The following is a 22,623-nucleotide window of genomic DNA, read 5'->3' as shown; positions in this document are numbered from 1 at the left end:
CGCGGGCGGGACACGTTCCCCCGGTCCCGCCCGCGCCCCTCATCTCCCCTGCCGCCTCACTTGTAGACGACGACCTTGTCGCCGGTGCGGACGGCGGCGAACAGGGCCGCGATCTTCCCCTCGTCCCGGACGTTCACACACCCGTGCGAGGCCCCGTTGTAGCCGCGGGCCGCGAAGTCCGAGGAGTAGTGCACCGCCTGGCCGCCGCTGAAGAACATCGCGTACGGCATGGCCGTGTGGTAGATCGAGGACACGTGGTGGCGCGACTTCCAGTACACGGAGAAGGTGCCCTCGCGGGTCGGTGTGTACTGCGAGCCGAAGCGCACGTCCATGGACGAGACGACCTTGCCGTCGATCATCCAGGACAGCGTGCGGCTGTTCTTGCTGATGCAGATCGCCCGCCCCGTCAGACACCGCTTGTCCGGCTTGGCGACCGGCCGGGTGGTCGGCGGGTTCAGCTCGGTGGCCGTCGGCTCGTGCGTCATGCCGAGCAGCTTCTGCCAGGTGACGGTGTCGGTCTTCCCGGTCCTGGCCAGACCGCGCTTGCCCTGGAAGGACTGCACGGCGGCCACGGTGACCGTCCCGTAGTAGCCCGTGGGGATGCGGTCGAAATGCCCGATCTGCCGCAGCCGCGCCTGGAGTTCGCGCACCTGCTTGCCCTCGGCCCCGCTCGCCATCAGCACCTTGCCCTGCGGGTCGGCCGTGGGCGTGGTGCGGGTCGCGCTCGGCTTCGGCGACGTCTTGACCGGCTCCTTCGGCTTCGCGCTCGCCGACGGGCTCGCGGAGCCGCCGCCCGGCTTCGCGTCGTCGGTGGGGGAGCCGCTGCCCGCCGGTGCCGAGGGCGCGGCCGAGGCACCGGCCGCGGGCTGCTCCTTGCACCCGGCGGTCACCCCGGCCATGGCCACCACGGCCACGACGGCGGCCCCTCGGAGCGCGTAACCGCGCCCGGTCCTGCCCGTGCGTATCATCCCAGCCCCCTGCATCCTCGGCCCCGGCGTCTCCGGCCCGCGCACTCGCGTATCTCATGGGACGGGTTTCCACGCCACCCGGTTGCCGAATCCTGCACCGTTCCTTCCGTCGCGCTTCTGTGACGGAGAACGCGCTCTTCCGTGCCCCTCCTCCCGGAATTCCCGCTTCCGCACGGTCGTGGCCGCGTGCGAGACTCCGTCCCATGCTGGGTGTCACCGACCTTCCGACCTATCTCGCCGGCCTCGTGCTGATCGTTCTGCTGCCGGGGCCGAATTCGCTGTACGTGCTGTCCGTCGCCGCGCGGCGCGGGGTGCGGACCGGGTATGTGGCGGCGGCCGGGGTGTGGACCGGGGACACCGTGCTGATGACGCTGTCCGCGCTGGGCGCCTCGTCGCTGCTGCAGACGACGCCCGTGCTGTTCGCGATCGTCAAGTACGCGGGCGCCGGCTATCTGACCTGGATGGCGATCGGGATGCTGCGGGCCGCCGTGTCGATGTGGCGCGAGCGGCACCGGCGGGTCGCCGAGATCACCGACGAGGAGCGGGCCGAGGCGCAGGCCCCGGGGGCCATGGAGCGGCCCTACCGGCGGGCACTGGTGGTCAGCCTGTTCAACCCGAAGGCGATCCTCTTCCTGATCTCGTTCTTCGTGCAGTTCGTGGACCCCGGATACGCCTATCCCGCCCTGTCGTTCCTGGTCCTGGGCACCCTGCTCCAGCTCGCCAGCTTCCTGTACCTGTCGGCGCTGATCTTCGGCGGCACCCGGCTGTCCGCCGCCTTCCGCAGGCGTCGGCGGCTCTCGGCCGGGGCCACCTCGGCGGCCGGGGTGCTGTTCCTCGGCTTCGCCGCGAAGCTGTCGCTCAGCAGCGTCTGACGGCGCCCTTACGCCTCACTCGGCCCGTAGGTACGCCGACGTCGCCACGCACCCCAGCAGCCGCAGCCGCGAGGCCCCGCCCGCCAGATGCTCGTCCAGGGCCTCCTGGACGCCCGGCCACGCCGCGTCGCCGTAGTCGTCGAGGACCACGATCCCGCCGGGGGCCACGATCCCCTCGACCCATTCCAGGTCGGCGGCCACCCCCGCCATGGAGTGGTCGCCGTCCACCACGACCACCCCGTACTCCCGGTCGCCCGCCTCCGCCCGCACCTCCGGGGCGCTGGAGAAGCCCCGCACGAGCCGGGGGTGGTGCGTCGTGCCGCCCCCGGTCAGCGCCAGGTTGGCCCGCACCACGTCCTCGCGGACCGGGGTGCCCGTGGGGTCGGCGGGCTGCGCGGTGCCCGGCTGGAGCTGGGAACCGGCCAACGGGTCCACGATCGTCAGCTCCGGCTCCACCCCCGCCCGGTGCGTCATCCGGGTCAGCGCGGCGGCGAACAGCCCGTACAGCGTGCCGATCTCCAGGATGCGCCCGTTCGGCGGGGCCAGCAGCGGTACGGTCGCCAGCTTGCCGCACACATTGGACGTCGAGCCCGCGAGGCGCCCGACGCCCAGCGCCTCAAGGGCGACAACCGTGCGGTAGGCGGACACCACGCCGCGCCGCGCCGCCGCCTGGTTCCCGGCCAGCGCCCCCACCTCGCGGACCAGCCGGTCCACCTCATGGGCCGGGGGCATGCGGTGGGCGCCGCGCCCGGTCCCGTCGAGCAGCAGCGCCACGGCATACCGGCCGCGCCGCTCCTCCTCGTACTCCCCGCGCAGGGTCGCGAGTTCACCGCGCAACGGCCCGGCGGCGCGCTCCACGCGCTGCTGGATGCGGCGGTCGACCAGGGCGGCGGCGGGGCGCAGGGCGCGCCGTGTCAGGCGGTTGTTCAGAAGGGAGACCATGGCTGGGAACGTACGCGCGAGCGCCGGGCCGCCCCACCACGCGGAGATGAAGTCTCGGTGTCGTCGCGGGTGTTCGGGTTTACGGTGCCGCCCTGCGCCGACGTCCGGTCAGTCCCACCGCCACCAGCCCCAGCAGCGCCCCCGCCCCCACCAGGCTCCCCCGCCTAAGCCCCGGCGGCCGGTACGAGCAGTCGAGCACCGGCCGGTCGCCGCTCACCGGGGCCGCGACCAGCCCGAGGTACGAGTCCGCCGGGCGGCCCCCGCAGCTCCACCCGGCGATCCGGGGCGCGGCCAGCACCGCCAAGCCCCGCGTGCCCGGCGGGAGCGCGGCGCGCACCCCGCTCCCGGTGACCGTCACCCGCGTCGCCCCCGTCCGCTTCAGCCCGGCCACCGCGCGGGTCAGCCGGTCCCGGTCCAGGCAGCCGACGGCCTCGTGCGGGACGGTCCCCGGCCGGGCCACCCGCATCGACACGGCGAGCGCCCCGCCTCCGTCGCCCAGCTTGCGCAGCTCGGCTCGCCGCCCCGGCAACTCACCCCGGAAGTCGGCCTGTTCGGACGCCCCCAGTCGCGCGCGGCCGAACAGGTCCGGTGCCCACAGATACACCTCGCTGCCCACCGGACAGGCCGCGCGGAGGGTGTACGTGCCGGGCCGCACCGCGTAGTCGTACGCGCCCGCGTCGGCCGCCCCGCTCCCGTCCGCCGCGCGCAGGGAGGTCGCCGGCACCGTGTAGACGGAGGCGCCGAGCAGCTTCTCCTGGTTGCGGAACGGTGAACGCCCGTATTTCAGGTGCTCGTTGGCGGTCCGGACCGTCACCAGTGGCGGCACGTCCTCGTGGCTCACCGTGACCGGGCGGTCGTCCGGGCGGTTCCAGCCCTGGTGCGGGTCGCGCGGCATGTGCACCCGGGCGCCCACGGAGAACACCGCGTCCGTCACCGGGCTGTCCAGGTCGTGCAGCGCGCGGCCGTTGGACGTCCAGCCGGCGCCGAGGGCCAGGAAGGTGCGGGTCAGCACGTCCGGGGTGTGGCTGCTGTAGTACGCCCCGCCCTGGCCGCCGGTCAGCAGCGGATCGTTCGCCGTGCTCTGCTCCAGGCCCGGATCGGTCCGGTAGCGCGGCCAGCCGTCCGCCTCGGCGACCGCCGCCGCCTGGAGGCGCTGGCGCTCACCCCAGGGGGCGTAGTCGTCCAGCCGGCCCAGCCGCTGCCGGTCGGCGTACGCGGTCGTCGCCGCGGCCTGCCCGGCCTGCGCCCCGACCAGGAGGAGCGCCGCCAGCACGGCGTACCGGCCGCGCCGGGCCAGCACCAGGGCCCCCGCCACGGCCGCCAGGCCCGCCGCGAACAGCGGGTACGTCCAGGCGGTGACCAGGGCGCTGGACGCGGCCCCGGCGGCGATCAGCGCGACCACCCCGGCGCCGCCGAGCAGCGCCCGCCGGTCCGGCCAGCCGGAGGCGACCGACAGCCACGCGGCGATCACCAGCAGCCCGGACAGCACGAACGTCTGGCGGTACGGACTGCCGTTGGGCGTCGCGAAGGCGTGCCACAGCAGATGCGTCGGCCCCCACTGCAACGACAGCGCGACCCCCGCCACGAGCCCCGCCCACACCAGGCGTTCGGTGCGCGGGACGGCCCGGTGGAAGGCCAGGGCACCGGCCAGCAGCAGGGCGCCGGTGCCGAGGAAGAGCGCCGGGCTGAAGAAGCCGTACGTGGCCGGCAGCAACCGGGCCGCGACATCCGGCCAGGCCGCCGGGGCGAACGGGCGCGTCCAGCCCGGGTAGGCGTGCCGCGTCCCGAGATACACCGGCACCAGGACCGGCGCGGCCAGCCCGGCCCCGAGCGCGACCGTCCGCACCGCGCGCCCCAGTCCCCGTACCCGCTCCCGCCGCGTCCCGTCCTCCGTCAGCAGCCGCACCACCAGGACCAGCGCCGCACCGAGCGTCGCCATGTACGCGGTGTAGAAGTTCGACACCCAGGCCAGCGTCACCAGCAGCGTGCCCAGGACCGGCCGGCGGCCCGTGCGGGCCCACTCGGCGGCCAGGCACAGCAGCGGGAACGCGATCAGCCCGTCCAGCCACATCGGGTTGTACACGGCCTCGATCACCGACCACCCGCACAGCGCGTACGAGGCCCCGAGCACCACGGCCGCCCACTCCCGGCCCCGGCCCCGCCGCAGCGCCGTCAGCAGCCAGGTCATCGCGGCCGCCGCCGCCCCGGTCTTCACCAGCGTGACCGCGTACACCGCCAGGTCGATGCGGTCCCGGGGGAAGACCCCGACGAGCAGGGCGAACGGGCTGCTCAGATACGTACCGAAGTCCGGCAGGAAGCCGGTGCCGAAGCCGGACTGCCAGTTCAGCAGCAGCCCGCCGTCGGCGCTGCCGTGCAGCAGGTCCCAGAGGCGGGCGTGGAACGGGACGAACTGGTTGCCCAGGTCGTTGACGCTGCGGGTGTGCGTGCCGAAGGGGTAGCTGCGGGCCACCGCGTCCCCGGCGCAGACGGTGAGGGCGGCGAGCACGGCGGCCAGGGCGGCGGCCCGGCCGCGCGGGGACCGGAGTATCGGGAGTTTCCTCATGGCTCAGCCGGCCGCGGCCCTCTTCAGGGTGCGGGCCCGGCGCGCGAGGCGGCGGACCGTCGCGTTGCGCGGGATGAACGTGAGCTGCGCGGGAATGGCCCCCGGCAGCCCGAGCGCGGTCAGCCGCCGCCGCTTGAAGTACCGCCGCAGGCTGTCCCGGTGGCCGCTCAGATAGCGCTCGGCGACGGGGCGCAGGGGGGCCTGGAGCTGCGGCTGCATCGCGTAGCCGACCGCGCCGACCAGCCCGGCGGCCCCGCGCGCGATCTCCTCGGGCGAGGGCATCGACCAGCCGGTCACCGCTTCCGGGTCGTCCAGGTCGGGGAGCAGCGCGTCCACGATGGTCAGGGGGATGCGGTTGCTGTTCTGGTACGGGCTGAGCTGGTGCAGCAGCGGGCCCGTGCCCAGGCGGGCGACCGGCAGTCCGTAGAACGAGGCGGCGGTCAGCAGCGCGGTGGAGAAGCAGCCGACGACGAGGGCGGGGCGCATCGACGCGAACAGCGTCTCCGCCAGGACCGGGCTGTCCGCCACGGTGAGCACGGCGCCGAGCCGTACCGCCTCCTCCTCCAGGGCGCGCGTCCAGTGGGCGGGCGCGCTGGGATGCGGTTTGAAGACGATACGGGTGTGGCCGAGGGCGACCGCGCCGCGCACCATCCCCGCGTGCAGGTCCTCCTCCTGGCGAGGCGTCAGGATGCCCAGGGTGGAGAGGTACTGGCCGAGGACGAGCACGGAGCCCCGAGCGCCGGGAGCGGCGACCGGGTCGGCCAGCTCGCCCAGCACCGTGAGGAACGCGTCCGTCGGGACGACCTCCGGCTCCACCCCGAACTCCGTCAGCAGCAAGGGCTTCAGACCCGGCACCAGGTCCAGGTGGAGCAGCCGGCGGATGCGGGTGCCGATCAGCTGGTCGAGCCGGCTGCGGGTCGGTCCGTAGCTCATCAGCCCGTCCGCGTACACATGCAGCGGGCTGTCCCCGAAGACCGTCGCCAGCGCCTGCGCGGGGTTGGCCTGGATGGACTCGCAGGCCAGCTCGACCGGTGCGTCCCCGAGGTCCCAGGCCGCGCGCACGGCCCGCTCCCACAGCGGGGCGTCCTGCTCCCGGGGCGCCCAGCCGCCCGGGTGGAACGGGCTGATGAAGTCGTTCCAGGACCGCACCGCGTCGAACTCGGCGGCCAGCGCCTCGAACCCGGGCCGGTGGTGGAGCGGGGTGCCGAGCTCGGGCGAGGGCGAGGTGTCGCTGACGACGAGGACACGCCGGTGCTCGGAGCGCGGCCCGAACATGCCGGAGCGCAGAGCCGCGACGAGCGTGGCGGCGGCGTACTGCGTGCACGCCGAGAAGATCTGGATGGTGCCGGGCATCAGGCCGCGACCTCCCGCGACACGGAGCGTCGGCGTACCCGGCGCAGCCGGTCCGCACGGCGCTCACCCAGCGAATTCAGCGTTTCCGCGAGAATGTCCTGGGGCATGCGCCGCAGCGAAGCCGCACTCATCGAGCGCAATTTCCTGGCCACTGCTGGTTCGAACCTTTCGATGGATTCCACATGGTGCGCCATGACCGCGCAGTACGTACGCACGGCCTTCGGCATCAGCCGGTCCGCGTCCGGATCCAGGGCCGTTTCCTCCAGCACCTGGTCGAACGCGCGGATGAAGTCCAGCTGGCGCACATCGCCGATCTGGGTCAGCGAGGAGGCGACCCCGCGCCGGTAGAAGATCCCGGGCAGCCCGACCGCCGCGAAGGACTCCGCCTCCCGGTGCAGCCGCCAGATCCACGGCCGGTCCTCCGCCGTGCGCAGCCCGTCCCGGAACCGCAGCAGCCCCGAATCCGCCAGCCGGCGGTGATAGGCCCCGGCCCAGGCGTACGCGTAGTCCACCGGCGTCGACCGGTCGGCCGGCAGGATCACCTCGCGCGGGCTGACCACGGTGTTCCGCAGCCCGAACGGGACGCGGTGGACCGTGCGCACCCGGTCGGTGAACTGCACATGGTCCGTACGGACGAAATCGCAGCCCAGGGCCGTGATCGCGGCCAGCAGCCGCTCGTAGTGCCCGGGCGCGGCCCAGTCGTCGCCGTCCAGGAACGTGAGGTATTCGCCGCGCGCCGCGTCGATCCCCGTGTTGCGCGCGGTCGCCAGGCCCCCGTTCCGCTCGTGCGGGACCAGGACGGCACCCGGCAGCTCGCGCTCGGCGCGCTGGAGGATGTCCAGGGTCCCGTCGGACGAACAGTCGTCGACGAGGATGAATTCGACCCCCTCGCGGGCATTGGCCCGCAGACTTCTCAGGGTGTCGGGGGCGTAGGCCCGAACGTTGTAGAACGGCACGATGACGGAGAGCTTGACCACGCGGACCACGCTAGGCGCCGGTCCGGCATTTACCCTGGACCCGACGGGTACACCAGGTGAACGAAGAATGTCGGGACCATGAACCGGCCCGGTTCCCCGCCCCGGAACGCCCTTTCCGTCAGCTGATTCTCCGGGAGTCGGCGGGCTGTTAACCCGCTGTTGCCGTCACGTTGGGCCGCGAATCCGAATGCCTTCCTAAATTCGAAGACGTGCCACGACGTACCGAAAAGACGACCGCCCTCAGGGCAGCCGTGATCGCCGACTCCGACACCCGGTGGAAATGGGGCGCGCTCACCGCGCACCGCCTCACCGCCCCCGGGTCCGGGGAGCCCGCGCAGCGGGTGGAGATCAGCGGACTGCTGCTGCGCGGCCGGGCGACCCCGACTCCCCGCCAGCTCGCCGAGGTCGGCGACGTGGGGATCCCCGCCGACCGGGTGCGCGAGGTCACCGCCGCCGAATTCCTGAACGCCGTACGGGACGAGGGATACGACCTCGTCGTCCTCGCCCTCGTCGGCGGCGCCGTCCAGGCCATGCTGCACGGCGTCGCCGCGCTCCGGCTGCCCACGAGGCCCGTCCTCGTCACCGGATACGTCGGCGTCGTCTACGAGAAGCTCACCGACGGGCTCCTGCTGCGCCACGGCGCCGACATCGTCCTCGCCAACTCCCGTCACGACGCGCAGCGTTTCCGTACGGTGTACGAGGGAGTGGGCGCCGACGCCTCGGCCGTCACCGAGGCCGCCCTCCCGTTCCTCGGCGGCGAGCCGTACCGACCCGAACCCGGCCGCGACACCCTGGTGTTCGCCGCCCAGCCCTCCGTACCGGAGAACCGCGCCGACCGGACGTACCTGCTGCGACGCCTCGTCGAGCACGCCCGGCTGCACCCCGGCCGCGAGGTCCTGCTGAAGCTGCGCTCCAAGCCCGGCGAGCACACCACGCACATCGAGGAACACCCCTACCAGCGGCTCGCCGAGCGCCTGCCCGGCGGCCTCCCGCCCAACTTCCGCCTGGTGTACGGGCACATGAGCGAGGTCCTGGACCGCACCGACCTCCTCGTCACCGTCTCGTCCACGGCCGCTCTGGAGTCCCTGCACCGCCGCATCCCCACCGCCGTCCTCACCGACCTCGGGGTGCGCGAAACCCTCGGCAACCACCACTTCACCGGCTCCGGACTGCTCACCTCCTTCGACCACCTGGACGGCGGCGGGCACCCGGAACCCGACCCGGAATGGCTGGCCGGCCAGGGCGTCGCAGCCGACGGCAGCTACCCCGCGGCGTACGACACCGCCCGGGCCCGGGTCACCGCGCTGCTGGCCGGGGGCCAACTGCCCGACCCGGCGCCCTACTACACGCCCGCCACCGCCCCCGGCTACCTCCCCGGCATCCTCGCCCGCCACCACCTGGCCCCCGACGGCCACCCGCTGCCCGGCGCCGCCGCGCCCCGCGAGGCCGGCCGGGTCAGGACGGCGGTGCGCGAGGCGGTCCGGGACGCGGCCCGGGGCGCGTACCGGCACGGCGTCCAGCGTGTCGCCCCGGTCGTCCGGCGGATGGGGGAGCTGTGAACACGCGAGCTGCGAACACCACCGACAGCACACTCACCACACTCACCGGAGCACCGATGAACCGACCCACCGTGCTCGCCGTCATCCCCGCACGCGGCGGCTCCAAGGGCGTACCCGCCAAGAACCTCGCCCGGGTCGGCGGCGTCCCGCTCGTCGCCCGCGCCGTCCGCGCCTGCCTGGCCTCCGGTGAGGTCACCGACGTCGTGGTGACGACCGACGCGCCCGCCGTCGCCGAGGCCGCCCGCGCGGCGGCCGAAGCCCTCGGCGAGAGCGGCCGGCTGCACTGCGTACAGCGCCCCGAGGAGATCGCGGGCGACACCGCGAGCAGCGAGGCCGCCGTGCTGCACGCCCTCGACGCCTACGAGGCGCTGCGGGGACGTACCGCCGACGTCGTCCTGCTCGTCCAGTGCACCAGCCCCTTCGTCACCCGCGAGGACATCGACGGGGTCGCCGCCGCCGTCGCCCGCGAGGGCGCCGACACCGCCCTCACCGTCGCCCCCTTCCACGGCTTCCTGTGGCGCGACGGCACCGCGGTCGAGGACCACAACTACGGCGTCAACCACGACAAGCGGGTCCGCCCGCGCCGCCAGGACCGCCCCGAGGACCTGCTGGAGACGGGCGCCGCGTACGCCATGGACGCCGCCGGCTTCCGCACCCACCAGCACCGCTTCTTCGGCCACACCGCGCTGGTGCGCACCGACCCGGCGCGCGTCCTGGAGATCGACGACCCGCACGACCTGGCCCGCGCCCGCGCGCTCGCCCCGCTCCTGGACCGTGTCCCCGAAGTCCCGTCTGGCCCGCGACGCCTGGCACGCACTCTCGCCGCACCGGCCGAAATCCCTAGTACGTCCAGTACGAGGGATGTCGGCCGGCACGCCGAGAGCACGCACCAGACGCCGCAGGCCACGCCCTCCGGGCGTACGACGGGACTTCGGGGACACGGTCCAGACCCGGCCCCGCTGCCGACCCTGGACGACATCGACGCCGTGGTCCTCGACTTCGACGGCACCCAGACCGACGACCGGGTCCTCGTGGACTCCGACGGCCGCGAGACCGTCGCCGTGCACCGGGGCGACGGTCTCGGCGTCGCCGCCCTCCGCAAGGCGGGCGTACCGCTGCTGATCCTGTCCACCGAACAGAACCCCGTCGTCGCCGCCCGCGCCCGCAAGCTGCGCGTGCCCGTCCTGCACGGCGTCGACCGCAAGGACCTCGCGCTCAAGCAGTGGTGCGACGAGCAGTCCCTCGCACCCGAACGCGTCATGTACGTCGGCAACGACGTCAACGACCTCCCCTGCTTCGCGCTCGCCGGCTGGCCCGTGGCCGTCGCGAGCGCCCACGACTCGGTGCGCGCAGCGGCGCGCGCCGTGACGACCACCCCGGGCGGCTCCGGCGCCATCCGCGAGATCGCGGCCTGGCTCCTGGGCCCCACCCTCACCACAGCCCCCACCTCAGCCCCCACCGAGTAAGGAACACCCTCATGAGCACCTCCCGCCTGCGCACCCTCGGCAACCGCACCGCCGGACCCGGCAACCCCGTCTACATCACCGGCGAGATCGGCATCAACCACAACGGCGACCTCGACAACGCCCTCGCGCTGATCGACGTGGCCGCCGAGGCCGGCTGCGACGCCGTCAAGTTCCAGAAGCGCACCCCGGAGATCTGCACCCCGCGCGACCAGTGGGACATCGAGCGCGACACCCCCTGGGGCCGCATGACGTACATCGACTACCGCCACCGCGTCGAGTTCGGCGAGGACGAGTACCGGGCCATCTCCGAGCACTGCTCCGAGCGCGGCATCGACTGGTTCGCGTCCCCGTGGGACACCGAGGCCGTCGCCTTCCTGGAGAAGTTCGACGTCCCCGCCCACAAGGTGGCCTCCGCCTCGCTCACCGACGACGAACTGCTGCGCAGCCTGCGTGCCACCGGCCGCACGGTGATCCTCTCCACCGGCATGTCGACCCCGCGCCAGATCCGGCACGCCGTCGAGGTGCTGGGCTCCGACAACATCCTGCTCTGCCACGCCACCTCCACGTACCCGGCGAAGGCCGAGGAGCTGAACCTGCGGGTCATCAACACCCTCCAGCAGGAGTACCCCAACGTCCCGATCGGCTACAGCGGCCACGAGACGGGCCTCCAGACCACCCTCGCCGCCGTCGCGCTGGGCGCCGCGTTCGTGGAGCGCCACATCACCCTGGACCGCGCCATGTGGGGCTCCGACCAGGCCGCGTCCGTCGAGCCGCAGGGCCTGACCCGCCTCGTCCGCGACATCCGCACCATCGAGGCGTCGCTCGGCGACGGCGTCAAGAAGGTGTACGAGTCCGAGCTCGGCCCGATGAAGAAGCTCCGCCGGGTCCCGGGCATCGTGGCGGAGAGCGACGCGGCGGCCCCGGCCGCCGAGCCGGTCGCGGTCTGACGGGCCGGCCGGTGAACCTCGCCTTCGTCGAGAGCCCGGTCCAGCTCCTGAACGTCCTGGAGTGGGCCGTCACCGAGGGAGGCGGCGGGCGCGTCCTCACGGACGTCACCGTCGTCGTCCTCCCCCCGGTCGACCCGATGTCGCGCGGCCAGCTGCGCCGGATGGCGGAGCTGGCCCGCGACGAGGGCATGACCGTGCGCTGGCAGGAGGCGCGCGGCGACTCGGGCACCCCCCTGAAGTCGCTGCGCGCCCTCACCCGGCTCGTCCGCAACGCCGACCACATAGTGATCGGCGACCCCTTCTCGCGCTACGTGCAGCTGCTGCTCTCGCTCGTACGCCCCCGCCGCCTCACCGTGGTGGACGACGGCACCGCCACCATGGAGTTCGTCGCCCAGCTCACCCGGGGCGAGCGCCTGGTGCGCTGGCACCGGCGCGGCGGCTTCGACCCGCGCGGCCTGGCCCTGGCCCCGGTGACGTCCACCGCGCGGCGCAGGTTCACCCCCTCGGCGGCGCGCGAGGTCGAGCTCTTCACCGCCATGCCCGTGATCCCGCCGCCGGGCGTCACCCTCATCCCGAACACCTTCTCCTGGACCCGGTCCCGCTTCGGCCCGCCCTCGCTCACCAAGGGCGCGGACCTGGTCGGCACCTCACTGGTCGAGACGGGCGTGGTGGACCGGGCCCGCTATCTGGAGGCGGTCGCCACCCTCGCCCGTACGCACGGCGCCACCCGCTACTTCGCGCACCGCCGCGAGTCCACCGAGAAGCTGCACGCCCTGGAGGCGGTCACCGGCCTGGAGATCGTCCGCCCCGACCTCCCCCTGGAGCTCATCGCCCGCCGCGGCCCCATCGGCCGCACGGTCCTGAGCTTCCCGTCCACCGTGGTCCACACCCTGCCCCTCGCCCTGGCCGGCACCGAGGTGAAGGTCGCGGTCTGCGACATCGCCCCCGAATGGCTCCACGAAACGGCCTCCCCCCGCGCCCAGGGCTTCCTGACCGGCGTCACGGAGACCGCCCGCGACGTCCACCGCCTGGCGCCGTGGCGGGTCACGGCGGTGACGGGGGAGGCGTGAAGGCCGGTCGCCCGCGGCAGGCTGAGCCGGGGCCGTCACGGGTGCCGGCCCCGAGTCCGACCCCAGGTGGTGTGTGCGGGCTGATCAGGGTCGACCGAGGGGCATCCCCGATGGCCGGAGAGTGCGCCGAGGCGATGATCGAAGCATGCCAACCACGGAAATGACGCGACGTCATAAGAGCTTCAGTAAGCAGGCGTTCATGCTGGGCCCGGCCCTGATGGCCGGTTACGGGCTGGTGCGAGCTGCCGGGCGGGCCATGGGGGACTACGGGCCCGGTGCGTGGTGGACGGTGGCGCACGTGCTGTTCCTGGCCGGGGCGCTCACGTTCGTTCCGGTCTTCCTCGGCCTGCGCATGCCGGACGGTGTACGCGGTGGCAGACGCACGGGCGTACGGGTGGCCATCGGGGCCGGGCTGCTGGGGACGGCCGCCGTGGCGGTCCAGGCGGTGATCGACCTGGTGGTCGGGTTCCTCGCGGCGGACGAGCGGGCGATGAGCGACATGTTCGAGAAGGTGCAGGACGTGCCCGGTGTGATGCCGGTCGTCTACACGGTGCTGCCGATGCTGTTCTGGCTGGGGCTGCTGGCGGTCGTCGCGCTGCTCGCGTTCTTCCGCCGGGGCGAGGTCCCGGCGTGGTCCCCGCTGTGGGTGCTGGCCGGGGTCGTGATGATGGCCATGAGTCTGGACCTGCTGGCACCCGGGGCCCTGTGCATCGGACTGGGGCTCTTCCCGATGCGCCGGGGGCTGACGGGCTGACGATCGCCCGGTGGGTGTGGCGCGGCAGCCGGGCAGTTTACCCATCCCGCGCGCGTCCCACACGCCGAGACGTGGCCAAACATTCGCCTGTGTGGCTGAAGTTTTCTAGTTTCATGGTCAGTTGAGGAGGGAACAGGCTTACCCTTCAAAAGGTGAGCCAGTTGATCTGCCCCGAGTCCGAAGCCGGCCCCTCCCAGGGCGAGGACCTGCCCGGCACGCTGCCCGACGCCCTGCGCGCCGAGCTGATCGCCTTCCGCAGGGACCTCCACATGCACCCTGAGCTGGGCAACCAGGAGTTCCGCACCACCGCGGCGATCAAGGCCCGGCTGGAGCGGGCCGGGCTCGCGCCGAAGGTGCTCGCCTCCGGGACCGGGCTCATGTGTGACGTCGGGACGCGCGGGGAAGACACGCGGCCGATGCTCGCGCTCCGGGCCGACATCGACGCGCTGCCCATCCCGGACACCAAGAGCGGCGTGCCCTACCGCTCCACCGTGCCCGACCGGGCGCACGCCTGCGGGCACGACATCCACACCACCACCGTGCTCGGCGCCGGCCTCGTGCTCGCCGAGCTGGACCGGCAGGGGCTGCTGCCCAACCCGGTGCGGCTGATCTTCCAGCCGGCCGAGGAGGTCCTGCCCGGCGGGGCGCCCGACGCGATCGGGTCCGGGGTCCTCGACGGCGTCGGCCGGATCGTCGGCGTCCACTGCGACCCGAAGGTGGATGTCGGCCGGATCGGGCTCCGGGTCGGCGCGATCACCTCCGCCTGCGACCGCCTCGAACTCTCCCTGGACGGACCCGGCGGCCACACCGCCCGCCCGCACCTGACCACGGACCTGGTCACCGCCGCCGCCAAGGTCGCCACCGAGGTGCCCGCCCTGCTGGCCCGCCGGGTCGACGCGCGGGCCGGGCTCGCCCTGACCTGGGGGCGCCTGGAGACGGGCCACGCCTGCAACGTCATCCCGCAGCACGCGGAGCTCTCCGGCACGGTCCGCTGCCTGGACCTCAAGGCGTGGCGCGAGGCGCCGGACCTGGTGCACGCCGCGATCGACGAGGTGGCCGGAATGCACCGGGCCAAGACGGTGATCAACTATGTCAGGGGCGTCCCGCCCGTCGTCAACGAGACCGCCACGACCGACCTGCTGGCCGGCGCGATGGCCGCGCGCCGTGGATCGTATGCGATCGAGGACACCGAGCAGAGCCTCGGCGGCGAGGACTTCTCCTGGTACCTGGAGCACGTCCCGGGGGCCATGGCGCGCCTGGGGGTCCGCACCCCCGGCGACACGCGCGGGCTCGACCTCCACCGGGGCAATTTCGACGCCGACGAGGAAGCGATCACGGTCGGCGTCGAACTCTTCACCGCCTCCGCGTTGCTCCACGTCAACCACCTGTAACCGGACACGTCGCCCCGGGTTCGGCGTGCGTTCGCGACGATCCGATAACGGCTTCCGTACGGGGCTTTATCTGACATCTACGCGCGTTACGATCGCGGCGAAACCAGCGCCGGAAGAGGCGCTTCGGTCAGGTTTGAAGGAGCCTTCCCTTGCGCCGGGTATCCCAGTTCAGCGCCGCGATCGCCGTCACCGCGGCCCTCGCTCTCACCGCCACCGCGTGCGGCGAGTCGTCCGACGAGAGCAGCGGCTCGGACGACGGCAAGATGAAGATCGGCATGGCCTACGACGTCGGCGGCCGTGGCGACAACTCGTTCAACGACTCCGCCGCGCGCGGCCTGGACAAGGCCAAGGCCGAGTTCGGCGCCGAGACGAAGGAGCTCACCGCCAAGACCGGTGAGAGCTCGGCCGACCGCGACCAGCGCCTCCAGTCGCTCGCCGAGGGCGGCTACAACCCGGTCATCGCGATCGGCTTCGCGTACAAGGAGGCGGTCGACAAGATCGCGCCCAAGTACCCGAAGGTCAACTTCGGCCTGGTCGACTCGGTCTCCGACGCGAAGAACGTCGCCAACATCGTCTTCACCGAGGAGCAGGGCTCGTACCTCGCCGGTGTCGCGGCGGCGCTGAAGTCCAAGGACGACAAGATCGGCTTCATCGGCGGCGTCGACCTCCCGCTGATCAAGAAGTTCGCGGCCGGCTTCCGCCAGGGCGTCCTGGACACCAAGCCGAAGGCCACGGTGCAGATCCAGTACCTGTCCACCGGCTCGGACCTCTCCGGCTTCGGCAGCCCCGACAAGGGCAAGGCCGCCGCCAAGGGCATGCTCGACAAGGGCATCGACGTCATCTTCGCCGCCGCGGGCGGCTCGGGCGCCGGTTCGATCGAGGCCGTCGCCGGCAAGAAGGGCGCCTGGTCCATCGGCGTCGACTCCGACCAGGCCAAGGACCCGGCCCTGTCGAAGTACGCCGACACGATCCTGACCTCGGTCGTCAAGAACGTCGACTCCGGCGTCTTCGACCTGGTCAAGTCGGTCAAGGACGGCAAGCCGATCACCGGTACGCAGACGTACTCGCTGGCCAAGGGCGGCGTCAGCCTGACCCCCACGGGTGACCACCTCAAGGACATCCAGACCCAGCTCGACGAGGCGAAGAAGAAGATCGTGGACGGCACCATCACGGTCAAGACCACGACCTGATCCACCGTCGATCGGGGCCCGGCGAGCGGCTTCGGCCGCTCGTTCCGGGCCCCGATTCACGTACCCCCGGCGGGGTGGAGGCCACCTGTGATCAGTTGGCCAACGATTCGGCGACGCTACGCGCGTAGCGTCGGGACTGGAACCGGCCGGGCGCGATAGGTTTTCCACCCCCCTCCCGTCCTCACCGCCCCCGCCCTCCGCTCCTGCCAAGGAGAGTGCGCCATCAACGCGTCCAGCAGTCCCCACGCCGTGGAGCTCCGCGGTATCACCAAGCGGTTCCCCGGGGTCGTGGCCAACCACGACATCGACATCACCGTGCGCCGCGGCACCGTCCACGCCCTCGTCGGCGAGAACGGCGCCGGCAAGTCCACTCTGATGAAGATCCTTTACGGCATGCAGAAGCCGGACGAGGGCACCATCGCGGTGAACGGCGAACAGGCCGTGTTCTCCAACCCGGGCGACGCCATCGACCGCGGCATCGGCATGGTGCACCAGCACTTCATGCTCGCCGACTACCTCACCGTCCTGGAGAACGTCGTCCTGGGCTCCGAGAAGCTCTACGGCATCGGCGACCGGGCCCGCGCCAAGATCCGGGAGATCTCCGACGCGTACGGTCTCGGCGTCCGCCCGGACGCCATGGTCGAGGACCTCGGGGTCGCCGACCGGCAGCGCGTGGAGATCCTCAAGGTCCTCTACCGGGGCGCCCGCACCCTGATCCTGGACGAGCCGACCGCGGTCCTCGTGCCCCAGGAGGTCGACGCGCTCTTCGACAACCTGCGGGAGCTCAAGGCCGAGGGCCTGACCGTCATCTTCATCTCGCACAAGCTGGGCGAGGTCCTCTCGGTCGCCGACGAGATCACGGTCATCCGGCGCGGCACCACCGTGGGCACCGCCGACCCCCGGAACACCACGACCAAGCAGCTCGCCGAGCTCATGGTCGGCAGCGAGCTCCCCTCCCCGGAGACCCGCGAGTCCACGGTCACCGACACACCCATGCTCACCGTGGACGGCCTGCGGCTCACCGCGACCGACCCGGACGGCGCCGTGCGCGCCGTGCTCGACGGCATCACCTTCACCATCCACAAGGGCGAGGTCCTGGGCATCGCCGGCGTGGAGGGCAACGGCCAGTCCGAACTGGTCGACGCGATCATGGGCATGCGCTCCCCGGACCAGGGCGTCCTCACGCTGGACGGCGCGGACATCTCCCGCACCCCGACCCGCAAGCGCCGCGAGGGCGGCATGGCCGTCATCCCCGAGGACCGCCACCGGCACGGCCTCCTCCTGGAGGCCCCCCTCTGGGAGAACCGCATCCTCGGCCACGTCACCGAGCGGCCCAACAGCCGGGGTGCCTTCCTCGACATCAAGGGCGCCCGCACCGACACCGGGCGCATCGTCACCGAGTACGACGTCCGCACCCCCGGGATCGACGTCACCGCGGCCTCCCTCTCCGGCGGCAACCAGCAGAAGCTGATCGTCGGCCGCGAGATGAGCCACGCGCCCAAGCTCCTGATCGCCGCGCACCCCACCCGGGGCGTCGACGTCGGCGCCCAGGCCCAGATCTGGGACCAGATCCGCGAGGCGCGCGGCGAGGGCCTGGCGGTCCTGCTGATCTCCGCCGACCTGGACGAGCTGATCGGGCTCTCCGACACCCTGCGCGTCATGTACCGCGGCCGCCTGGTCGCGGACGCCGACCCCGCGGCCATCACCCCCGAGGAGCTGGGCTCGGCGATGACCGGCGCGGCCAGCGGCCACCTGGAAGCGCCGGAGGAGGGCGAGGCGCCCGCCGCGCCCGCCACGGACGACGACACCGACCCCCGCGAAGGGGGAGAGGACCGATGAAGAAGATCGACAAGGAGCGGCTGCTCCTGGGGATCGCGGCCCCCGTACTCGCGATCGTGGTCGCCTTCCTGGTGACGGCACTCGTGCTCGCCGCCACCGGCAAGGAGCCGTTCAACGCCTTCGGCATCATGTTCGACTACGGCCTGAAGTCGGACAGCCAGGTCTACATCCTCAACAAGGCCACGACGTACTACCTCGCGGGTCTCGCGGTGGCCGTCGGCTTCCGGATGAACCTCTTCAACATCGGCGTGGACGGGCAGTACCGCCTGGCCGCCTTCTTCGCCGCCGCGCTCGGCGGCGCGCTGACCCTGCCCGGCGCCCTCCAGATCCCGCTGATCATCCTCACCGCGATGATCGTCGGCGCCATGTGGGCCGGCATCGCCGGTCTGCTCAAGGTCACCCGGGGCGTCAGCGAGGTCGTCTCGACGATCATGCTGAACTCCATCGCGACCGCGGTCATCGGCTATCTGCTCCAGCAGAACCGCCTCGGCCACCTGGACGAGGCCGGCACCAAGATCTCCACCAAGCCGCTCCCGGAGTCCTCGCACTTCTTCGAGTTCCCGACGCAGCCGACGCCGATCTGGGGCTTCATCGTCGTCGCCGTCGCCGCCGGCATCGCGTACTGGTTCACGCTCTCCCGTACGCGCTTCGGCTTCGACCTGCGCACGGTCGGCCAGTCCGGTTCAGCCGCCGAGGCCAGCGGGGTCAACGTCCGCCGCATGGTCATCACCTCGATGCTCATCTCGGGCGCCGTCGCCGGCCTCATCGGCATGCCGACGCTGCTCAACGACAGCCACGAGTTCAGCGGCGACTTCCCGGTCGGCATCGGCTTCACCGGTATCGCCATCGCCCTCCTCGGCCGCAACCACCCCGTCGGCATCGCGCTCGGCGCGCTGCTCTGGGGCTTCCTGGAACGCGGCACCGGAAAGCTGGAGTTCGAGGGGTACGACAAGGAGATCGTCGGCGTGATCCAGGGCGTCATCGTCCTGTGCGTCGTCATCGCGTACGAAGTCGTCCGCCGCTACGGACTCAAGCGCCAGCAGAGCAAGGTCGGCGCGGAACTCGCCGCACAGGCCGCCCGTAACTCCGACCAGCAGGAGGTGTCGGCGTGACCGTCACGGCGACTTCCACCCCGCCCCCGGCGGCCCCCAAGGTCTCCGGCGGCAAGAGCGGGCGTTCCCGCCTCTCCTTCCCCGTCATCCTGCTGATCGTCGCGGGCGTCCTGCTCGCGCTGTCCGCCGTGCGCGCCATCACCGGCGCCCAGGACGTCACCTCGGCGGGCCAGATCAGCGCCGCGCTCGCCATGGCCGTGCCGATCGGCCTCGCCGGTCTCGGCGGCCTCTGGTCCGAACGCGCCGGCGTGGTCAACATCGGCCTCGAAGGCATGATGATCCTCGGCACCTTCTTCGGTGCCTGGGCCGGCTGGCAGACCAGCCCCTGGCTCGGCGTCCTCGCCGGTGTCGTCGGCGGCATGCTCGGCGGCCTGCTGCACGCGGTCGCGACCATCACCTTCGGCGTCGACCACATCATCTCCGGCATCGCGATCAACATCCTGGCGCTCGGCTTCACCACCTACTTCGCCAAGCTGTGGTTCAACACCGGCGAGGCGGCGGCCAAGGGCGGCTCCCCGAAGCAGTCCCCGCCGGCCGACGAGATCACCTCGGTGACGATCCCCGGCCTCTCCGACGGACTGCACTCCATCGAGAAGCACCACTGGTTCTTCGTCTCCGACCTGGCCGGCATCCTCGGCGGCCTCGTCACCAACCTCTCGCTGCTGACGATCCTGGCCGTCGTCCTCTTCGTCGGGACCTTCTTCGTCCTGTGGAAGACCGCCTTCGGCCTGCGGCTGCGCTCCTGCGGCGAGAACCCGGTCGCCGCCGAATCGCTGGGCGTCAACGTCTACACGTACAAGTACATCGCGGTGATCGTCTCCGGCGGGCTCGCCGGGCTCGGCGGCGCCTTCCTCTCCCTGGTCACCTCGCACATCTACAACGAGGGCCAGACCGGCGGACGCGGTTACATCGGTCTCGCCGCGATGATCTTCGGCAACTGGCGCCCCGGCGGACTCGCCATGGGCGCGGGCCTGTTCGGCTTCGCCGACGCGCTCCAGCTGCGCAACGGCGGCGAGTCCGTCCACGCGCTGCTCCTGCTGCTGTTCGTGGTGCTCGTCGGCATCGCCGCGTGGAAGCTCTACCGCAGGAGCTGGACGCAGGGCGTCGTCAGCGCGGTCATCGCGGCCGTCGTCCTGGTCTGGTACCTCGGTACGGACAGCGTGCCCACGGAGTTCGTCAGCGCCACGCCGTACATCGTCACGCTGCTCGTCCTCTCGCTCTCCGCGCAGCGGCTGCGGATGCCCAAGGCGGACGGCATGCGCTACCGCAAGGGCCAGGGCAAGTGACGCCCCCGCCCTTCACCGAGGCCGACTGGGAAGCCCTGCGGGCCGCGGCCCGGGACGCCATGTCCCGGGCGTACGCCCCGTACTCCGGCTACCCGGTCGGCGTCGCCGCCCGCGTGGACGACGGCCGTACGATCACCGGCTGCAACGTCGAGAACGCCTCGTACGGGATCGGGCTCTGCGCCGAATGCGGCCTGGTCTCCCAGCTGCACGCCACGGGCGGCGGCCGGCTGACCCACTTCGCCTGCGTGGACGGGGCGGGCGAGAGCCTGGTCCCGTGCGGCCGGTGCCGGCAGCTGCTGTACGAGTTCGGCGGACCGGAGCTGATCCTGGAGACCCCGGACGGCTTCCGCACCCTGGACGAGATGCTGCCCCAGGCGTTCGGCCCGTCGCACCTCGGCTGACGCCTCCCGCCGGGCGGGCCCGTGACGCGGGTCCGCCCGGCGGCTCTGCTGTTCTCTATGCGCGTAGAGTCAACGGGACCCACGCGTTTGTACGTACCGGCCGGAAGGACGCCAGACCATGGACGCCATCTCCGTCATCCGCACCAAGCGGGACCGAGGCGAGCTGACCCCCGAGCAGATCGACTGGGTCATCGACGCCTACACCCGCGGCGAGGTCGCCGACGAGCAGATGTCCGCGCTGGCCATGGCGATCCTGCTGAACGGCATGAACCGTACGGAGATCGCCCGCTGGACCGCCGCGATGATCGCCTCCGGCGAGCGGATGAACTTCGACAGCCTCTCCCGCCCCACCACGGACAAGCACTCCACCGGTGGCGTCGGCGACAAGATCACCCTGCCGCTCGCCCCGCTGGTCGCCGCCTGCGGCGCGGCCGTCCCCCAGCTCAGCGGCCGGGGCCTCGGCCACACCGGCGGCACCCTCGACAAGCTGGAGTCCATCCCCGGCTGGCGCGCCCACCTCTCCAACGCCGAGATGCTGGACGTCCTGGACACCACCGGCGCGGTCATCTGCGCGGCGGGCGACGGCCTCGCCCCCGCCGACAAGAAGCTGTACGCGCTGCGCGACGTCACCGGCACCGTCGAGGCGATCCCGCTCATCGCCAGCTCGATCATGTCCAAGAAGATCGCCGAGGGCACGGGCGCCCTGGTCCTGGACGTCAAGGTCGGCTCCGGCGCCTTCATGAAGACCCTGGACGACGCCCGCGAGCTGGCCTCCACGATGGTCGCCCTCGGCACCGACAGCGGCGTCCGCACGGTCGCCCTGCTCACCGACATGTCCACCCCGCTCGGCCTCACCGCGGGCAACGCGCTGGAGGTCCGCGAGTCCGTCGAGGTCCTGGCCGGCGGCGGCCCGAGGGACGTCATCGACCTCACGCTGGCCCTCGCCCGCGAGATGCTGGACGCGGCGGGCCTCAAGGACGCCGACCCGGAGAAAGCCCTCCAGGACGGCTCCGCGATGGACGCCTGGCGCCGCATGATCTCCGCGCAGGGCGGCGACCCCGACGCCGCGCTCCCCGTCGCCCGCGAGCAGCACGTCATCAAGGCGTCCTCCTCCGGCGTCCTGACCCGCCTGGACGCCTACGACATCGGCGTCGCCGCCTGGCGCCTCGGCGCGGGCCGCGCCCGCAAGGAGGACCCGGTCCAGGCCGGCGCGGGCATCGAGCTCCACGCCAAGCCCGGCGACGAGATCACCGCCGGCCAGCCCCTGCTGACGCTGCACACGGACACCCCGGAAAAGTTCGACTACGCCCTGAAGGCGCTCCCGGACGCCTACGACATCGCCCCCACGGGCACGGCGTACACGGCGACCCCGGTGGTGCGGGAACGTATCGCCTGACCTGCGGCTTACTCATACGGGTGAACGGGACCGGTGGATTGCCACCGGTCCGTGATCCCGGAGGACTGGGGGATCTACCAGACCCTCGGGGTCTCGGTCCCCGCCCGGGCCGGGCTCTACATCCCCGACCTCGTGGTCGTCCCGCGCGCCGTGGCCACCGGACCGGGCAACGTCCCTGCCGAGGAAGCGCTGCTGGTCGTGGAGATCACCTCGCAGCACAACGCCAACCACGACCGCATCGGCAAGGTACACGGCTACGCGACGGCGGGCGTCGCGCTCTTCCTCCTGCTGGACCCCTGGCACTCCGGCCGCCCCACCGCCACGCTCTACGGGGAGCCCGAGGACGGCACGTACCGGCAGTTGGCCACGGTCGAGTACGGCGACAAGCTGACCCTGCCCGACCCGTTCGGGCTTGACCTGGACACGGGAATCCTCCCCGTCACCTGAGCGGCGTCGTCCACCCGGACCCGACAACGGTCGAGGCAGTCGTCCGCCTCACCCTGACCGCCCGCAGAACGGGCCCCAACCTCCGCATCC

General features: G+C 72.4%; 18 protein-coding genes and 1 pseudogene. 14 read left to right on the top strand and 5 right to left on the bottom strand.

All coding sequences use genetic code 11. The features are described from left to right. Window positions 1-56: 56 nt before the first annotated feature. On the bottom strand, window positions 57-968 hold the full coding sequence (locus OG867_RS11260) for a L,D-transpeptidase family protein (protein ID WP_406284722.1): 912 nt from the start codon (window positions 966-968) through the stop codon (window positions 57-59). Between the two features lie 203 nt (window positions 969-1,171). Between OG867_RS11260 and leuE the strand changes: the two genes are divergently transcribed. Next, a complete protein-coding gene (gene leuE, locus OG867_RS11255; RefSeq protein WP_018101084.1) occupies window positions 1,172-1,840 on the top strand; it encodes a leucine efflux protein LeuE in 669 nt (222 codons plus the stop codon). Window positions 1,841-1,855: 15 nt separating this feature from the next. On the opposite strand, the gene OG867_RS11250 is transcribed toward leuE, so the two are convergent. From OG867_RS11250 to OG867_RS11235, 4 genes are all read right to left on the bottom strand, one after another. Next, the gene (locus OG867_RS11250; RefSeq protein ID WP_406284720.1) at window positions 1,856-2,782 is read right to left on the bottom strand and encodes a class I SAM-dependent methyltransferase; all 927 of its coding nucleotides are present in this window, start codon (window positions 2,780-2,782) and stop codon (window positions 1,856-1,858) included. A gap of 79 nt (window positions 2,783-2,861) precedes the next feature. Continuing rightward, window positions 2,862-5,345, bottom strand: a complete 2,484-nt coding sequence (locus tag OG867_RS11245) for a YfhO family protein (RefSeq protein WP_406284718.1) — start codon at window positions 5,343-5,345, stop codon at window positions 2,862-2,864. A 3-nt stretch (window positions 5,346-5,348) separates the two neighbouring features. Next, window positions 5,349-6,698: a polysialyltransferase family glycosyltransferase gene (locus OG867_RS11240; RefSeq protein ID WP_406284715.1), complete on the bottom strand. Its 1,350-nt coding sequence runs from the start codon at window positions 6,696-6,698 to the stop codon at window positions 5,349-5,351. After that, a complete protein-coding gene (locus OG867_RS11235) occupies window positions 6,698-7,675 on the bottom strand; it encodes a glycosyltransferase family 2 protein (protein ID WP_406284713.1) in 978 nt (325 codons plus the stop codon). Before OG867_RS11235 ends, OG867_RS11240 begins: the two co-directional genes overlap by 1 nt. A 209-nt stretch (window positions 7,676-7,884) precedes the next feature. Here OG867_RS11235 and OG867_RS11230 point away from each other — a divergent pair, with 209 nt between their 5' ends. From OG867_RS11230 to OG867_RS11170, 13 genes and pseudogenes are all read left to right on the top strand, one after another. After that, window positions 7,885-9,234, top strand: coding sequence for a DUF6716 putative glycosyltransferase (locus OG867_RS11230; RefSeq protein ID WP_406284711.1), 1,350 nt, complete (start codon window positions 7,885-7,887; stop codon window positions 9,232-9,234). Window positions 9,235-9,290: 56 nt separating this feature from the next. Beyond that, window positions 9,291-10,700: a cytidylyltransferase domain-containing protein gene (locus OG867_RS11225; protein ID WP_406284709.1), complete on the top strand. Its 1,410-nt coding sequence runs from the start codon at window positions 9,291-9,293 to the stop codon at window positions 10,698-10,700. A gap of 11 nt (window positions 10,701-10,711) precedes the next feature. Next, on the top strand, window positions 10,712-11,647 hold the full coding sequence (locus OG867_RS11220) for an N-acetylneuraminate synthase family protein (protein ID WP_406284707.1): 936 nt from the start codon (window positions 10,712-10,714) through the stop codon (window positions 11,645-11,647). Between the two features lie 11 nt (window positions 11,648-11,658). After that, a complete protein-coding gene (locus OG867_RS11215; protein WP_406284704.1) occupies window positions 11,659-12,717 on the top strand; it encodes a hypothetical protein in 1,059 nt (352 codons plus the stop codon). 145 nt (window positions 12,718-12,862) lie between these two features. Further along, the gene (locus tag OG867_RS11210; protein WP_328901911.1) at window positions 12,863-13,471 is read left to right on the top strand and encodes a hypothetical protein; all 609 of its coding nucleotides are present in this window, start codon (window positions 12,863-12,865) and stop codon (window positions 13,469-13,471) included. A gap of 161 nt (window positions 13,472-13,632) precedes the next feature. Further along, on the top strand, window positions 13,633-14,862 hold the full coding sequence (locus OG867_RS11205; RefSeq protein WP_406290896.1) for an amidohydrolase: 1,230 nt from the start codon (window positions 13,633-13,635) through the stop codon (window positions 14,860-14,862). A gap of 149 nt (window positions 14,863-15,011) precedes the next feature. Next, window positions 15,012-16,052, top strand: coding sequence for a BMP family protein (locus OG867_RS11200; protein ID WP_406284702.1), 1,041 nt, complete (start codon window positions 15,012-15,014; stop codon window positions 16,050-16,052). Between the two features lie 249 nt (window positions 16,053-16,301). Then, window positions 16,302-17,891 carry an ABC transporter ATP-binding protein gene (locus tag OG867_RS11195; RefSeq protein ID WP_328901913.1) on the top strand — a complete coding sequence of 530 codons (1,590 nt, stop codon included), beginning with the start codon at window positions 16,302-16,304 and terminating at the stop codon, window positions 17,889-17,891. Beyond that, window positions 17,888-19,003, top strand: a complete 1,116-nt coding sequence (locus OG867_RS11190; RefSeq protein ID WP_406284699.1) for an ABC transporter permease — start codon at window positions 17,888-17,890, stop codon at window positions 19,001-19,003. Before OG867_RS11195 ends, OG867_RS11190 begins: the two co-directional genes overlap by 4 nt. After that, a complete protein-coding gene (locus OG867_RS11185; RefSeq protein ID WP_406284696.1) occupies window positions 19,000-20,289 on the top strand; it encodes an ABC transporter permease in 1,290 nt (429 codons plus the stop codon). The genes OG867_RS11190 and OG867_RS11185 overlap by 4 nt, the downstream gene beginning before the upstream one ends. Then, window positions 20,286-20,690 carry a cytidine deaminase gene (locus OG867_RS11180; protein WP_406284693.1) on the top strand — a complete coding sequence of 135 codons (405 nt, stop codon included), beginning with the start codon at window positions 20,286-20,288 and terminating at the stop codon, window positions 20,688-20,690. The genes OG867_RS11185 and OG867_RS11180 overlap by 4 nt, the downstream gene beginning before the upstream one ends. 118 nt (window positions 20,691-20,808) lie before the next feature. Beyond that, window positions 20,809-22,086, top strand: coding sequence for a thymidine phosphorylase (locus OG867_RS11175; RefSeq protein ID WP_406284690.1), 1,278 nt, complete (start codon window positions 20,809-20,811; stop codon window positions 22,084-22,086). Between the two features lie 48 nt (window positions 22,087-22,134). Then, window positions 22,135-22,533, top strand: a pseudogene (locus tag OG867_RS11170) (Uma2 family endonuclease); the annotation flags it as partial. Window positions 22,534-22,623 lie beyond the last annotated feature (90 nt).

Origin of the sequence: Streptomyces sp. NBC_00209, assembly GCF_045206345.1 — a bacterium.
Taxonomy (GTDB): Bacteria; Actinomycetota; Actinomycetes; order Streptomycetales; family Streptomycetaceae; genus Streptomyces.
This window is presented reverse-complemented; position numbering and strand designations above follow the sequence as displayed.